Source organism: Glaciibacter superstes DSM 21135 (assembly GCF_000421145.1).
In the GTDB taxonomy this organism is placed as follows: Bacteria; Actinomycetota; Actinomycetes; order Actinomycetales; family Microbacteriaceae; genus Cryobacterium; species Cryobacterium superstes.
This window is the reverse complement of the sequence record NZ_ATWH01000001.1, coordinates 342328-355727: the sequence shown is the minus strand read 5'-3', so window position 1 is coordinate 355727 and position 13400 is coordinate 342328. Positions and strand designations below refer to the sequence as shown.

At 64.5% G+C, this 13400-nt stretch carries 14 protein-coding genes and 1 pseudogene; 9 read left to right on the top strand and 6 right to left on the bottom strand.

Going from position 1 to position 13400, the window contains the following annotated elements:
* Positions 1-15 precede the first annotated feature (15 nt).
* Positions 16-1359: an ABC transporter substrate-binding protein gene (locus K323_RS0101755; protein WP_022883572.1), complete on the top strand. Its 1344-nt coding sequence runs from the start codon at positions 16-18 to the stop codon at positions 1357-1359.
* A gap of 78 nt (positions 1360-1437) precedes the next feature.
* Positions 1438-2652: an ROK family transcriptional regulator gene (locus K323_RS23720; protein ID WP_022883571.1), complete on the top strand. Its 1215-nt coding sequence runs from the start codon at positions 1438-1440 to the stop codon at positions 2650-2652.
* A gap of 113 nt (positions 2653-2765) precedes the next feature.
* Here K323_RS23720 and K323_RS0101745 read toward each other — a convergent pair whose 3' ends face one another.
* From K323_RS0101745 to K323_RS28685, 3 genes and pseudogenes are all read right to left on the bottom strand, one after another.
* Entirely contained in the window at positions 2766-3182 is a 417-nt protein-coding gene (locus K323_RS0101745) for a hypothetical protein (protein ID WP_022883570.1), read from the bottom strand.
* A 114-nt stretch (positions 3183-3296) separates the two neighbouring features.
* Positions 3297-4091 (bottom strand): annotated as a pseudogene (locus tag K323_RS30960) (bestrophin-like domain).
* Between the two features lie 111 nt (positions 4092-4202).
* Positions 4203-4943: a ubiquitin-like protein gene (locus K323_RS28685; RefSeq protein WP_022883567.1), complete on the bottom strand. Its 741-nt coding sequence runs from the start codon at positions 4941-4943 to the stop codon at positions 4203-4205.
* A 109-nt stretch (positions 4944-5052) separates the two neighbouring features.
* Here K323_RS28685 and K323_RS0101725 point away from each other — a divergent pair, with 109 nt between their 5' ends.
* The 3 genes from K323_RS0101725 (at position 5053) to K323_RS0101715 (ending at position 7035) form a co-directional block, all read left to right on the top strand.
* Complete coding sequence (locus tag K323_RS0101725; protein WP_026851096.1) at positions 5053-5709, top strand: histidine phosphatase family protein; 657 nt, start codon at positions 5053-5055, stop codon at positions 5707-5709.
* 121 nt (positions 5710-5830) lie between these two features.
* Positions 5831-6637 (top strand): LuxR C-terminal-related transcriptional regulator, encoded by an 807-nt coding sequence (locus K323_RS29270; protein ID WP_022883565.1) that lies wholly within the window; start codon positions 5831-5833, stop codon positions 6635-6637.
* Between the two features lie 29 nt (positions 6638-6666).
* Positions 6667-7035: a DUF4440 domain-containing protein gene (locus K323_RS0101715; RefSeq protein ID WP_022883564.1), complete on the top strand. Its 369-nt coding sequence runs from the start codon at positions 6667-6669 to the stop codon at positions 7033-7035.
* Between the two features lie 132 nt (positions 7036-7167).
* Here K323_RS0101715 and K323_RS0101710 read toward each other — a convergent pair whose 3' ends face one another.
* Entirely contained in the window at positions 7168-7977 is an 810-nt protein-coding gene (locus K323_RS0101710) for a helix-turn-helix domain-containing protein (protein ID WP_022883563.1), read from the bottom strand.
* Positions 7978-8049: 72 nt separating this feature from the next.
* Here K323_RS0101710 and K323_RS0101705 point away from each other — a divergent pair, with 72 nt between their 5' ends.
* Entirely contained in the window at positions 8050-8550 is a 501-nt protein-coding gene (locus K323_RS0101705; protein ID WP_022883562.1) for a DUF3224 domain-containing protein, read from the top strand.
* A 175-nt stretch (positions 8551-8725) separates the two neighbouring features.
* Here K323_RS0101705 and K323_RS23705 read toward each other — a convergent pair whose 3' ends face one another.
* Positions 8726-10045 (bottom strand): FAD-dependent oxidoreductase, encoded by a 1320-nt coding sequence (locus tag K323_RS23705; RefSeq protein ID WP_022883561.1) that lies wholly within the window; start codon positions 10043-10045, stop codon positions 8726-8728.
* Between the two features lie 121 nt (positions 10046-10166).
* Between K323_RS23705 and K323_RS23700 the strand changes: the two genes are divergently transcribed.
* From K323_RS23700 to K323_RS28680, 3 genes are read left to right on the top strand one after another with little or no spacing between them, the layout of a single operon-like run.
* Complete coding sequence (locus K323_RS23700) at positions 10167-10700, top strand: DUF3151 family protein (protein ID WP_022883560.1); 534 nt, start codon at positions 10167-10169, stop codon at positions 10698-10700.
* A gap of 3 nt (positions 10701-10703) precedes the next feature.
* The gene (locus tag K323_RS0101690) at positions 10704-11990 is read left to right on the top strand and encodes an adenylosuccinate synthase (RefSeq protein WP_022883559.1); all 1287 of its coding nucleotides are present in this window, start codon (positions 10704-10706) and stop codon (positions 11988-11990) included.
* A gap of 56 nt (positions 11991-12046) precedes the next feature.
* Positions 12047-12529: a DUF5684 domain-containing protein gene (locus K323_RS28680; RefSeq protein ID WP_022883558.1), complete on the top strand. Its 483-nt coding sequence runs from the start codon at positions 12047-12049 to the stop codon at positions 12527-12529.
* Between the two features lie 54 nt (positions 12530-12583).
* On the opposite strand, the gene K323_RS0101680 is transcribed toward K323_RS28680, so the two are convergent.
* Complete coding sequence (locus K323_RS0101680; protein ID WP_022883557.1) at positions 12584-13357, bottom strand: hypothetical protein; 774 nt, start codon at positions 13355-13357, stop codon at positions 12584-12586.
* Between the last annotated feature and the right edge of the window lie 43 nt (positions 13358-13400).

The following is a 13400-nucleotide window of genomic DNA, read 5'->3' as shown; positions in this document are numbered from 1 at the left end:
AGAGTGAGGAACGAAATGAAACAACGCAAAATCATTACCGTACTGGCGGTGGCCGCGATCGCGGTCTCCGGACTGACTTCGTGTGCCAGCGGCGGTGACAGCGCCGAAGCGGGCGACGTCACCGTCAACTGGTGGACATGGAGTGACACGCAGGCCGCGTCCTACCGCAAATGCATCCCCGCGTTCGAGGCGGCGAACCCCGGCATCAAGGTCGAGATCTCGCAGTACGCGGTCGACGACTACTTCACCAAGCTCACCGCCGGCTTTGTAGCTGGAACGGCGCCGGACGCGTTCCAGAACAGCGTCCCGCTCCTTGGCGAGTACGCGGGGCAGGGCCAGATCATGGCGCTCGACGAACTTATCGAGGAGAGCGACTACGACCTCTCGATCTTCGACATTGGCGTCGACTCCTGGAAGTTCACCGACGGCAAGCAGTACGGCATCCCGCTCGACTGGGCAGGCGCCGCCATCTATTTCAACGAGGATCTTGTCACCGATGCGGGGCTCACCGCTGAGGACATCAAGACGATGACGTGGAACCCGGATGACGGCGGCACGTTCGATGACGTCATCTCGCGCCTTACGATCGATGAGAACGGCATCCGCGGCGACGAGTCCGGTTTCGATCCGGAGAACGTTAAGACGTACGGCATCGGCACCCTCGCCTCCTCCGATTTCAACGGGCAAACTTCGTGGAACTCGTTCGTCTCGACGTTCGGGTGGCGACTTGGTGGGGACGAGGCGGAGTGGCCGACGAGCCTACCCTTCGATGATCCCGAGTTCGTGAAGTCGATGAACTACTTCCGCGACCTCGCCGCACGCGGCCTCATGCCTGGTTTCGGTGAGTTCAGCGTCTCCGGGCTCGAGCAGCTGGGCTCCGGCTCGGTCGCCATGATCGAAGGCGGCACGTGGGATGCGACACCCGCTTCGAAGATCCGCGACACGAAGGTAGGTATCGCGCCGACAGTCGAGGGTCCCGAGGGCCGAATGATGATCAGCAACTCGAACGCCAACAACATCTACGCGGGCACGAAGCACATCGACGAGACGTGGAGTTGGGTCACATACATGGGCACAGAGGAGTGCCAGACCATTGCGGGCGAGGACGGCACATTCCTCCCGTCCATCGCCGGTGCTCTCCAGGCAGCCGTTGACGCGCAGGCAGAGCAGGGAGTCGACATGTCGACGTTCATTGAAGCTCTCGAGAATGGGCAGCTCTACCCGGCGCCGCCGACGACGAACGGCCAGGAGCTGACGGATTCGATCCAGCCGATGTTCGAGGCGTACTTCACCGGTGAGAGGGATGACGACGTCTTCGCAGACATGACCGCGAAGACGGAGGAAATTCTCGTGGAGTGACGACAACCGGCGGGCGGGTCGGGGGGATTCCCCGGCCAGCCCGCCGTTCGCTACGGTAGGCAACAACGAAGAGGAAATATGAACGACGAAACCGCGATGAGAGCCGCCCTCCTGCGATCGTCGTCGGATGCGGCGACCCGCGTGTTTACGACGATCCTCACGCGCAGCCCGATCAGCCGCATAGACATTGCGCGGGAGACGGGCCTTTCGCAGGCCGCAGTTACGAAAGCCGTCTCGCCTCTCGTGGCTGTAGGTCTCGTCGATGCGAAGCTTTCCCTCAGCCCCGATGGCCGCCCCGGCCGTCCAGCTCATCCCGTTGCGGTGATCCCAGAGGCGATGGCGATGTTGGGTGTCAAGGTCACCATCGACGAACTCGTTGGCGTCGCGACAGACCTGACCACCAGGGTGCTGGCGAGCGACCGGATGCCGTTAGAGGCCCACGACCCCGCGACGGTGGCCGACGGGATCGAGGCGCTGTGCCGTCGGTTGGAGGACCGGATCGGCGAGATGGCTGGAAGGATCGTCGGCGTGGGCGTCGCTGTGTCGGGCGACGTCGACACGGTGGCAGGGGTGGTGCGCGAGGCCGCGCTGATGGGTTGGAGTGGCGAGGAGTTCGGGAGGCAGCTGAGTGCGCGTTTGCCGTGGCAGGTGACGCTCGAGAACGACGTGCGTGCGCTCACCATCGGGGAGCACTGGTTCGGCGTCGGTGTGGGCACGGGGTCGTTCGCGATTGTCACGATCGGACGTGGCATCGGCAGCGGTCTGTACGTCAACGGTGAGGTCGTCGGGGGAGCGAACGGGGTCGCTGGCGAGATCGGCCATCTACCACTCGCCCCGCGCGACCGGATCTGCTCTTGTGGTCGGCGGGGCTGTGTCGAGGCGGTCGCGGCGACGGCCGCCATTGAAGAGACGGTGTCGCGAGCCCACGGGCGGGCGGTCACCGTTGACGAGGCAGTGCAGCTCGCGCACGAAGGTGACCCGGCGGCGACCGCGGCGTTCCAAGAGGCCGCGACGCTCATCGGCACGGCGATTGCGAGTCTTGTGAACCTGGTGGGCCCGGAACTTGTCATCATCGGCGGCGAGGCCGTGTCTAATTTTGACCTCTTCGAGCAGAGCCTGCGCGACGCGTTCCAAGCTCACGCCTTCGGTGCGGCGGCGAAGTGCCGCATCGTGACCCGCCCCCACACCTTCGAGGACTGGGCGCGAGGCGCCGCCGCCGCCGCGATCTGCTCCCTCGTCGACTCAGGGAAAGCGACGCCGGGTTGGGCGGGGAGCGCGCCGCCACTGTCTTAGCTGCACCCAGCCATGATGCTCGTGGCTTCGGCTCCGAGGCCGGCTAACAGCTGATGCAGGGTCGATCATCGGAGCGCAGATCGGCAGCCATCTGCTCAGCCGAAAACCACGATCTACGGATCAGAAGGTTGGCGTTCGAGTCCCTCCGGGCGCACATCCTGTTTCCAGTCCTTCAACGGCATCTTCGGTTTGCCGATCGGTTTACCGGCGGCGAGTCTGTCGAGGTTGTAACCGAGACGGTTCTTCAGCCCGGGACTACCGCCGGCGATCTCAGGGGTCGCGTCGAGGGCGTTCCCGAACGCCTCGAGCGTTTCTGCGACAACCGCGAGTGCTCGTCGTTCGCTGACCGCACCCCATGACTTCACCTCGGCAATGAAGTGCTGCGTTGTGACCGAGTGGTGGTTGAACTCTCCACCGATGGCCAGTGACAAGCCGTCGCTGATCCGCTTCGATCCAACACGGGACGGGTCATCGTTGATGTGCAGGATCGGCACAGCGTCATGCAGCGGGGCGAATAGTCGAATATTCATCCTTGATGCAGGCGAAGAATATCCTCCTCTCCCTATTGGCAACTGGCGGTCCTCTTGCTGGCGGCCCATGCCCGTGAGGTGCTCGGCATGACACCAGAACCAACGGCGCGCACACTATTCCCGCACGTCGATGATCTGTTCGCGCACTCGCTCGAACGCGCCTGGATCGACAGAGACTGCCCCGGCATAAGGGTGGTCCATGTCGGCAGTGACGAAGATGACGAGTCCGATGAACACCGCGAGCAGGCTTGCCATGAGCAAGTGCAGGCGAATGTTCTTCACGTCGATGAATGCGATCAACACCGCGTTGACCGCGGCGCCGACCCAGATGATGAGCCAGAGGAGCGGGGGCAGTGCGAGTGCCGTGGCATCGATGCGCGCTCGCCTCGCCTCGATGACGGCATCGAATGCGGCGAGCACCTGTTGCTACTCCGCCTGCTCTTCACCAGGTTCAACATCGACGGTGTGCAAAAGCTTCTCGATCTCGTCTATCTCGGTGTCGCTGGCGTCGGGCAGGATCCCCAACTGCTGTTGGGGAAAGTCGGAGTTGATCACCGCATGCATGTATGCGTCGAGTAGGTCCCGCATCGGGTCCCCCGTCTCATTGGGCAGCGCGGTGGTGGCACGGTAGAGGGCACCGACCTGTCCCGCCTCCACGATGGTGACATTGCGTGTGTCGGAGAAATTCTCGTACACCGACACCGCAACGAGAGCCAGCAGAATGCCGAAGAACACGCCGAACGTGCCGATGACATGGGCGAGCGCGCGGTCCCACTCATTTGTGTCGGTGACGAGCCGACGCACGGCCGGACGGAGCGCGACGACGATCAGGCACGAGACGAGTACAAACCCGCCCACGAACAGGGGCAGCGTGATCCACAGGCTTGTCTCGTAGAACCAATTCAACATGGCTACTCCGCCCGCGCGTCGGTGGATTCAGCCTACGGATGCCGTCCGTCCGGCACCATCCCCCGGCTGGGGTTCGATGTGGTACTCGCCGATCGAGATTGAGCCACGGCGCTAATGCGTGGCCAGCCGGCTCACTCGACGGGAGGAGGCCAGCAGGACAACGCCGAGCAGCAGCGCGACTGCCGCTGCGAGCACGAGAGGGAATGGCGACGGCGAACCGGTCTCGGCCAACTCCTCACCGTGGTCTTCCTGCTTCGGCGCGGGCTCGGGCGCGGGCGCGGGATCCGGTACCGGTGGAATCGTGGTCGCGGCAATTTCACCCGAAAAGTCTTGTTCGATCGCTCCGGCGAGATTTCTCGCCGTCAGCGCGAAGGCGTAGGGGCCGGCCGCGGTGGCCACACCACTCACCTCACCGGTCGTGGCGTCGAGAGCGACGCCCACTGGCAGGCTGCCCGCCGCGATCGCATAGCTCACGCCGCCGCCGCTCGCCGTGACAGCATCGGCGTAATCCTCGTCGAGAACGGGAGTGCCCAATTCGTCGTCGATCCATTGTGGTGTCACCAGGAGCACAAGCGTCGAACCCTCCTGCACGTTGTAGTCGGCGAGCGTCCGGCCGTCTTCGAGTACCTTGCTTTCGAAGAGCAAGACCTGATCGCTCACCGGAAATCCGGCCACTTCAGAAATCTTGTGTTTGACCTGTTGAACCGAGTCGGAACCCTGAACATCCAACGTCAGGGTGTCAGCCCCAGAGATCTCGACGTACATGACCATCGCGAACGCGGCGGACGTGCTTCCCAGCGCAAGAAGAGTGCCGAGGGCGAGCGCGATAACAGCGGCGGAGAGCTTCCTCATTCGATCACTGTAGCGGAGCGCCCGGACCGGTTGTCCGTTCCATCGGCCAGAGGTGACGCTCGGGCGCTCCGGGTAAACTGCCCGTTTGCGACGAAGAGGGGTAATGGGCATGCGGCTGTTGTTGATCAGGCACGGGCAGACGCCGTCGAACGTGCTTGGAGCACTCGACACTCTCGTTCCTGGACCTGGCCTGACGACGCTCGGGCACGAGCAGGCCGCAGCCATCCCCGCCGCGCTCGCGGCTGAGAATATCGGCGCGATCTACGCATCCGTTCAACAGCGCGCCCAGCTCACCGCCGCACCACTCGCCGATTCCCTGGGTCTCGCCGTCACCATACGGGACGGCCTTCGCGAGATCGCTGCAGGCGACCTGGAGATGAACCGCGACCGCGCATCAGTTGACCTGTATCACGAGACGTCGTTCGGCTGGTCGTCGGGGGACCTGGGGCGACGGATGCCAGGGGCCGAGTCAGGTGAGGAAGTCTTCGCCCGTTTCGACGCGGTCATCAACGAGGTCGATGCCCTCGGGGAGGGCACGGTTGCCTGCGTTGCGCACGGTCAGATCATCCGTTCTTGGGTGGCCGCCCGCACGCCAAACGTGAGCCCGGACTTCGCCCTGCAGCACGAACTTCACAACACCGGTGTCATCGTGGTTGAGGGCTCCGTGTCCGGGGGATGGACGACAGTGGACTGGGCGGGTATCGCGATTGGCGGGGTGCTCCTTGACGACGGAGCAGCGACCGGGCCGGGCGGTTCCTCCCTCTAGCAGCACTCCTCAATTCGGCGGGTCTCGAGACGTGTGCGCCGCGCGCTCGGAGACACGCCATGGGGAGTCCTGCCCCTCGCAGCCCGCCCGCAACGGACGATATGCTGACTGCGGGGGAAAAATGTACGGAACACCACGTGTACCGCGGGGGTTCGTCGCCAGACAGCGCCTACACGCTGCACTGGACGCGGATGTCGCACTTGTCGTCGTGCGGGGCGCTGCCGGCTCCGGCAAGACATTCGCCGTCGCGGATTGGGTGACGAACGGTGGCGGAGCAGCGCGACAGGGCGCCTGGCACACCATCGAAGCCGGCTCAGCCACCCGCTTCGCCTTCTGGCCCGCGGTCATCGGCCTCCTCACCCGTGCGCGGCTACTGCCGGACGACAGCATCCTGACGCACTCGATGGCCGCGCTGGGTTCCGTCGGCGAACTGCGGCGTCACCTGCGCCGGAGCTTTGCCCGGTTGACGGATGCCGTGACTATCGTTCTCGACGATTTTCACCTGGTCGCCGAAATCGGAATTCACGACGACCTCGTCGACGTCGTGCGGAGCAGTCCGCAGGTGCGGTTGATCGTCGTCACCCGCAGTCGTGGTCCTCTCGAATCAGACGACCGACTCCTGTCGGAGACGGTGCTGGTTGCGCCAGAGGGCAGCAGCTTGACGCTCGACGATGACGTGCTGGCCGGGCGCAAAGACGATCCCGCAGTTTTCACCGCCACCCTGATGACGCCCGGGCTTACAAAACGTGAGGGCGTGGTTCTTCACCAGTTGGTGTCGACGGGAAATGTCGCCGCAATCGCGGCCGCGCTGTATGTCTCCACCAACACCGTGAAGTCCCAATTGCGCAGCCTCTATCGCAAGCTCGGCGTTGATTGCCGGCAGGATGCGCTCATCGCCGCGAGTGAACGACGGCTTATCGAGCCGTGAGGCACTGGTTGCTGCGCTAGCGTTGGGGCATGACTGAGATCACCGACGATCTGCCCGCCCGCCTGCTGAACGAAGAACATGCCGGCTGGGAAGCGATTCTCGACGGACGTGGAGGTGAGCACTACCAGCGGGCCATGACCAGGGATGCCTTGATGATCGTCGAAGGAGCAGTCATCGGCCGGGATCAGATCGCGGCTTCGTTCGCATCCGCCGCTCCCTGGGACAGCTATGAGCTGCGTGACACCGCCATCATCCGTATCGGCGAGCGCGCCGGGATCGTCGCGTATCGGGCGATCGCGCGTCGTGGCGAGAACACTGTCGAACTGAACATGTCGACGACCTACGTCTTCGAGCACGGTGGCTGGTGCGTCGCGCTGCACCAGCAGACACCGGCCTGACCCCCGGCGGCGCTCGCACAGCCGGCCTCACCCGCGTTAACTCTCCCCACCGAACCGTGAGTTGAGCACGTTCCAAGGGCCTGGGAAGGTGTGGGCCTGGGAAGGTGCTCAGCTCACGGCTCGGTGCCTATTTCACGGCTCGGCGCGTGCCTCGCGGGCGTAGGCGGCCGGCGGCGTGCCGACAACATGGGCGAACACGCGGGTCAGGTGGGCCTGGTCGCTGAAGCCGAGATGGGCGGCAAGGCCCGCCCAGTCGACATCCGTGCCGGTGTGAGCCGCCTGTGCCGCGTCGAGCAGACGAAAACGCTGGATCACCCACTTCGGCCCGATGCCCACGTATTCGGTGAACAGGCGCTGCAGGGTGCGGAGGCCGAGACCCGCATGATGAGCGAGTTCATCGGCGCGCGTCAGCTCTGGCGTGTGCTCTGCGAAGGCGACGAGAGCGGTCAGGTCAGTCGCGGTGTGGTCTGACCGGGGTCGACGAAGCTCGAGGTAGTTCTCGAGCAGGCCCACGATCTTGCCGCTGTCATCTCGATCCCCGAGTATTGCTTCGGCGACCGGGGCGTCATCGATGTCGAACAGGTCGCCCGCCGGCACCACCTGGCCGCTCACGCTGCCGACGCTGGATCGGAGAAACGGACGGAAGCCGGCGGCATGGAAGGCCGCTCCGAGCGCGTGTCCGTCGCCGTGCAGTGAGCGGAAGAACGGTTGACGGCTGACCCCGTGCACGAGAAGTCGGCCGTGCTCAGCGGCCAGCTGGATGCGCGGCTGAGGGACCACTTGCTGCCGGAATGGTTCCGGTGTGCTCCAACGCACCAGCCAGTAGTAGTCGACGAACTCCGCTAGCGATTCGCGCGGCGCGATTCGTTCGATTTCGAAGGCCTGACTCGCTGCCTTCGGTCGCAGGACGGCGGCCGGCTGGCCGCGCGGGATGTGTGGCATGAACCCGAGCGTACGCGCCGCTCGTCGCGTTTGTTCAAGACGGTGGCGGTGACGTTCTCGTACGGTCGACGTATGACCCAGTCACAGGAGACCCAGTCAAAAGAAACCCAGTCACGCGATGATCGGTCGCCGCAGGCGTATTCGCAGAGAGCGGTGTGCCGATTCACCGTCGGATCCTGGTCGGAATCCGTTTTCGCCGACATCGACGGTGAGGGCACCACGATGGGTGAGACGTATTATCCGAAGCGCGGCCTGACCCGCGCGGATGTCACCTACATCTACACCGGCGACATCGAGGGAACCGGCTCGGTCGCTTATCTGATCTCCTACATGCCGGCGCCGGCACCTGTCGTCGGTTTCGAACGGTTCGAGGGGTCGATCGGCGGGCACGATGGAAGCTGCGTCTTGCGGCATATCGGTGACCAGGATGCCGGATCGGTGACCGCGCGGCTGGAAGTGGTGCCCGGCCTCGGCACCGGTGGGCTCACCGCGTTGCGGGGAGAGGCCGAACTGCGCATCAGCGGCCACGCAGAGAACGGCTACGAGCTGGTTCTCGACTACGACCTGGACTGAGGGCGATCGGTCGCCGAGCCGTGAGTCCACTTTTCCCCGCGAACCGTGAGCTGAGCACCTAAAAAGCGCGTGGGAAGGTACTCAGCTCACGGCTCGGCGGAGGGGTGGTGGGAGGGGTGGTGGCGCTTTTTGGGAGGAGGCGGGCCCTTTTTGGGATTCTGGGTCTCCGGCGCGCTCAGGGCGTAGCGCACTTCTTGTCGCGGGAGCGGAGTCGGTGAAGCTGAGCGTCGGCGCGGAGTTCCACCGCTGATCGGTGCGGTGCGAGCGGCCTCAGTAGCACTCCGTCGAGTTTCTCCGGCCGAAAACCGCGGCCGACGATCCTCGCCAGCACCTTCCGCGCGACCGGGAGAACGGTGTCGGCCACCCGCTTCTGCCACGGCAGCATCGGGTCGGGCAGAAACCCGCCACCTCCCGGCTTGGCGATCACCGCGTGCAGACGCAACTGGATCGGCTGCATCAGACGCACCGGAGGCAGTCGTCTCGCCTGCACCCTTTCGACATCACGCGACGAGATCGTGCGAGTGCGAAGCGGTTCTGCGAGTATCCGTGCCGCGGCGACGGCATCCTGAATCGCGTAATTCACCCCGACACCGAACGCCGGCGACATGGCGTGCGCCGCATCGCCGATGCACAGCATCCCTGGCAGCCACCACTGGCTGAGGCGGTTCACCTGCACGGTGAGCAGTTTGATCTGGTCCCACGTCTCCAGCGAGGCGACCACCGGGGCCAGGAACGGCGCGGCCCGCACGATGCGAGCGCGGAACTCTTCGATTCCGCCCTCCTGGATCTCGCCGTATGTTCCTTTTTTGATCAGCATTCCGGCCTGGTAGTAGTCGGTGCGCGGAATCGTGATCACCATCGACTCGCTGTTCAGATAGGCGAGGGTGTCCGGAGGCGGCGTGCCGGTCTTCGGCAGCCGGAACCAAAGCACGTCTACCGGAACCCCGTACTCACGAGGCACGAGTCCGGATGCCGCGCGGACGGTCGAGTCGCGCCCGTCGGCTGCCACAGTAAGCAGGGCCCTGATCTCCACCGGCCCGTCTTTCGTGACAGCGGCCACGCCCGCGACGCGGGAACGATTGTGAACGAGACCGGTCACTTCGGTACCGAGCAACAGACGGAAGTTCGGGTAGCGCGCCGCCTCCTCTGCCAACAGGGAAAGGAAGTCCCACTGCGGCATGAGCGCGATGCTCTGGTTTCGGCCGCGCAGGTTCGAGAAGTCGACCGGCGTCATCCGATTGCGGTTGATGACGACATCGAGCGTGTGGATGGCGCTCTGCCCGATGGCGTCGAACCGCTCACGAAGACCGAGCTGGTCGAGCAGGTCGATCGTCGACGGATGAATGGTGTCGCCGCGAAAATCGCGGAAGAAGTCGTCGTGCTTCTCGGCCACGATCACGTCGACGCCGGCCCTCGCCAGCAGCAGGCCGAGCATCATGCCACCCGGCCCGCCGCCCGCGATCACGCAGCTGGTCTGCAGAACCCGTTCGGACATTCGTTGCCCCTTCCGGTGTGGCGGCTCGTGACGGTGTATCCGCCATCTTTCTCCTTGCGCAAGGTGGCGTCTACCCTCCGCTTGAACAGGCGCTTCGGAATCGGTCGCGATAGGATTCAGTGTGACCGGCGATAACCTGCTCGACCAGCCAGAGACCCTGCTTCCCGACGAACCAGAGGTTCGTGCTGCGCTCGATCGAGCCGGTAGACACCGAGTGACGGATGTTGTCACCACGCACCCGACCTCATCGCTCGCCTGGGCGGAGTTGGCCGATGTCGCGAATTCAGAGGCCCGCACCATCGAGTCGTATGCCTACGCGCGCGTCGGTTACCACCGCGGCCTCGACGCCCTGCGAAAGGCCGGCTGGCGTGGCCACGGTTCGATCCCGTGGAGCCACGAACCCAACCGCGGCGTGCTGCGGGCGTTCTACGCACTCCGCCGTGCCGCCGGGCAGATCGGTGAGACCGACGAGGTGGAGCGCTTGGGTAGCCTGCTCGCCGATTCAGACCCGAGCGCGGTTGCCCGTATCGAGTCTGAACACACCACCACCCAGTTGATCCAGGTGATTCGGCCAGACGTGACCGGTGGCGCGGCGAGGAATGCCGCAGACGCCGCGCCGTCGACAGAAGCTTTCGTAATTCGAGGAGAGGACTGACAGATGCCAGCGATCGTATTGATCGGAGCCCAATGGGGCGACGAGGGCAAGGGTAAGGCGACCGACCTTCTCGGCAGTCGGGTCGACTACGTCGTCAAGTTCAACGGCGGGAACAACGCCGGCCACACCGTTGTCGTCGGGGACGAGAAATATGCGCTGCACCTGCTGCCGTCCGGCATCCTGACCCCGGGTGTCATCCCGGTGATCGCGAACGGCGTTGTCGTCGACATCGAGGTGCTGTTCGAAGAGCTCGACGCGCTCTCTGAGCGCGGTGTCGATGTGTCCAGGCTGCGGGTCAGCGCGAACGCGCACGTCATCACCGCCTACCACCGCACACTTGACAAGGTCACGGAGCGCTTCCTCGGCAAGCGTCAGATCGGAACGACAGGGCGGGGAATCGGACCGTCGTATGCCGACAAGATCAACCGGGTCGGCATCCGGATTCAGGACCTGTTCGACGAGAACATCCTGAGGCAGAAGGTCGAGGGTGCGCTCGAGCAGAAGAATCATATGCTCGTGAAGGTATACAACCGCAGGGCCATCGAGGTAGAAGAGGTTGTCGGCGATCTGCTCAGCTACGCGGAGCGGCTGCGCCCGATGGTCGACGACACCGCACTCACCCTGCACCGCGCTCTTGATGACGGCAAGACGGTGCTGTTCGAGGGCGGTCAGGCGACGATGCTGGATGTCGACCACGGCACGTATCCGTTCGTCACCTCATCGAATGCCACGTCGGGGGGTGCGGTAACCGGTTCGGGGATCGCGCCGAACCGCATCGACCGGATCATCGCCGTGGTCAAGGCGTACACGACACGCGTCGGCGCAGGGCCGTTCCCGACCGAGCTGTTCGACGAGTCGGGAGACTTTCTGCGCGAGAAAGGCTTCGAGTTCGGCACCACCACCGGCCGTCCGCGCCGCACCGGCTGGTACGACGCTCCGATAGCCCGCTTCACGGCGCGGATCAACGGGGTGACGGACTTCGTGCTCACCAAACTCGACGTATTGACCGGGCTCGAGCAGATTCCCGTTTGTGTCGCCTACGAGGTCGACGGGGTGCGCTTCGACGAGGTGCCGGTGTCACAGTCCGATTTTCACCACGCGACGCCGGTCTACGAGAACTTCCCTGGCTGGAAAGAGGACATCACGGGTGCCCGCGCCTTCGACGACCTGCCGCAAAACGCCCAGGACTACGTGCTGGCGCTCGAGGCCATGAGCGGTGCGCGCATTTCGGCGATCGGCGTCGGCCCAGACCGCGAGGCCATCGTCGTGCGTCACGACCTCATCGACTGAGACCACCGGATGCCGGGGGCGCCGGCAGATAATCTGTAGTTTCCCGTGGGGGTGTAATGAGTTCTTCTGACCAAGTGTGGCCAGTCTTTGCCGCGATCTTCGTCGCAACCATGGTCTTCACGCTGGCAATGCTCGTCGTGGCGTACGTCGTCACGGCGATCGCTCTGTCGTTCTTCTTCACGAGGGTCGGTGTCGAACCGTGGAAGGCGTGGGTACCGGTTTACGGGTACTACATCTGGCTGCTCATCGGCGGAGTGCCTGGCTACTGGGCCTTCTTCTCGATCATTCCGTACGTCAATGTCGTCACGTCGGTCTTCCTGTACATCGGGATGTACAGGTCGAACATCGCATTCGGAAAGTCGACAGGCTTCTTCGTGCTCGGAATTTTCCTGCCGTTGGTCTGGCTCTTCATGCTCGGATGCGGGAGCGCCCCTTATCGCCCGGATCTGATCTCCCGCGCGGGATATGCGGGGCCGTGGGCGGGCCACGGCGCCTATCCGGCCGGAACTCCGGCTCCTTCGACGGGATACCGCCCGTAGCGGTCGGCGTGACGGTGTCATCAGCCCAACACTGCCCGTCGACCACCGGATGCGCTACGCTTCGTCCGCTGCTCTGCGCTGAGCCGAGCCGAGCTGAGCTGAGCCGGGCACAGCTGAGTCGAGCACAGTGGAAGGAAGCTGAAACTGCCCGCTGGTGTGCGCGTAGAAGAGGCCGCGCTGCGGCAGCCAGAGTTCGCCGAGCCTGGCTTGCGAACGCAACGACTGCTGCGCACCGAGATCGCGCCCCTCGATCTGTGCAGTGGACCGCTCAACGACCCAGACTTTCCGTGGTGCCAGACGATAATCGTGACCGTTCGGCATCTGCCCCGTCAGCTGCATCCGTCCGCTTCCGAGCATCGGGCCGATGCCGGCGCCCATGGCACGCAACAGCCAGTGCATCCCCCAGATTCGGTTGGACATGGCCGAACCTGCGGCGCTCAGCAGGCGCGTGGCGCTCGTCTCCGCCAACTCCATGGACCACGTGATGTGCGGGGCCACCCGCACGCTCAGTCGACGATCGTCATGCCAATCGATGGTGATCCCGGCCGTCTTCGTGCGATGCGCGGCCGCACCCACAAATCGTGCGCAACTGAGTTCGGGTGGGGCATCGGCATAGATCGTCCAGTCGCCGACGCGGTCACGATGCCACACCGACCGGTAACCAGGGCCGAATGAACTTGCCGTCCAATGCCGGAGCGCCAGGTACTCGCCGTTGGCAAACGGAACGCCCATCACGCCGTAGCCGGCGACTCGGTCCCCGACTCCCGCTGGTACGCGCGCTTCCCGCGCCGTTCGCTCTGCCTCGCTGTGGGGGCTCTGTGTCTTCATGGCTCAACCTCACCTTCATGCTTCGTGCTTCTTTCTTCTACAG

Excerpts from the sequence above, each read along its gene's own strand:
- K323_RS0101745 (WP_022883570.1), bottom strand. The coding sequence starts at position 3,182 with ATGAATATTCGACTATTCGCCCCGCTGCATGACGCTGTGCCGATCCTG.
- K323_RS28680 (WP_022883558.1), top strand. The coding sequence starts at position 12,047 with ATGAGTTCTTCTGACCAAGTGTGGCCAGTCTTTGCCGCGATCTTCGTC.
- K323_RS29270 (WP_022883565.1), top strand. The coding sequence starts at position 5,831 with ATGTACGGAACACCACGTGTACCGCGGGGGTTCGTCGCCAGACAGCGC.
- K323_RS0101715 (WP_022883564.1), top strand. The coding sequence starts at position 6,667 with ATGACTGAGATCACCGACGATCTGCCCGCCCGCCTGCTGAACGAAGAA.
- K323_RS28685 (WP_022883567.1), bottom strand. The coding sequence starts at position 4,943 with ATGAGGAAGCTCTCCGCCGCTGTTATCGCGCTCGCCCTCGGCACTCTT.
- K323_RS0101680 (WP_022883557.1), bottom strand. The coding sequence starts at position 13,357 with ATGAAGACACAGAGCCCCCACAGCGAGGCAGAGCGAACGGCGCGGGAA.
- K323_RS0101755 (WP_022883572.1), top strand. The coding sequence starts at position 16 with ATGAAACAACGCAAAATCATTACCGTACTGGCGGTGGCCGCGATCGCG.
- K323_RS23720 (WP_022883571.1), top strand. The coding sequence starts at position 1,438 with ATGAACGACGAAACCGCGATGAGAGCCGCCCTCCTGCGATCGTCGTCG.
- K323_RS23705 (WP_022883561.1), bottom strand. The coding sequence starts at position 10,045 with ATGTCCGAACGGGTTCTGCAGACCAGCTGCGTGATCGCGGGCGGCGGG.
- K323_RS0101710 (WP_022883563.1), bottom strand. The coding sequence starts at position 7,977 with ATGCCACACATCCCGCGCGGCCAGCCGGCCGCCGTCCTGCGACCGAAG.
- K323_RS0101690 (WP_022883559.1), top strand. The coding sequence starts at position 10,704 with ATGCCAGCGATCGTATTGATCGGAGCCCAATGGGGCGACGAGGGCAAG.
- K323_RS0101705 (WP_022883562.1), top strand. The coding sequence starts at position 8,050 with ATGACCCAGTCACAGGAGACCCAGTCAAAAGAAACCCAGTCACGCGAT.
- K323_RS0101725 (WP_026851096.1), top strand. The coding sequence starts at position 5,053 with ATGCGGCTGTTGTTGATCAGGCACGGGCAGACGCCGTCGAACGTGCTT.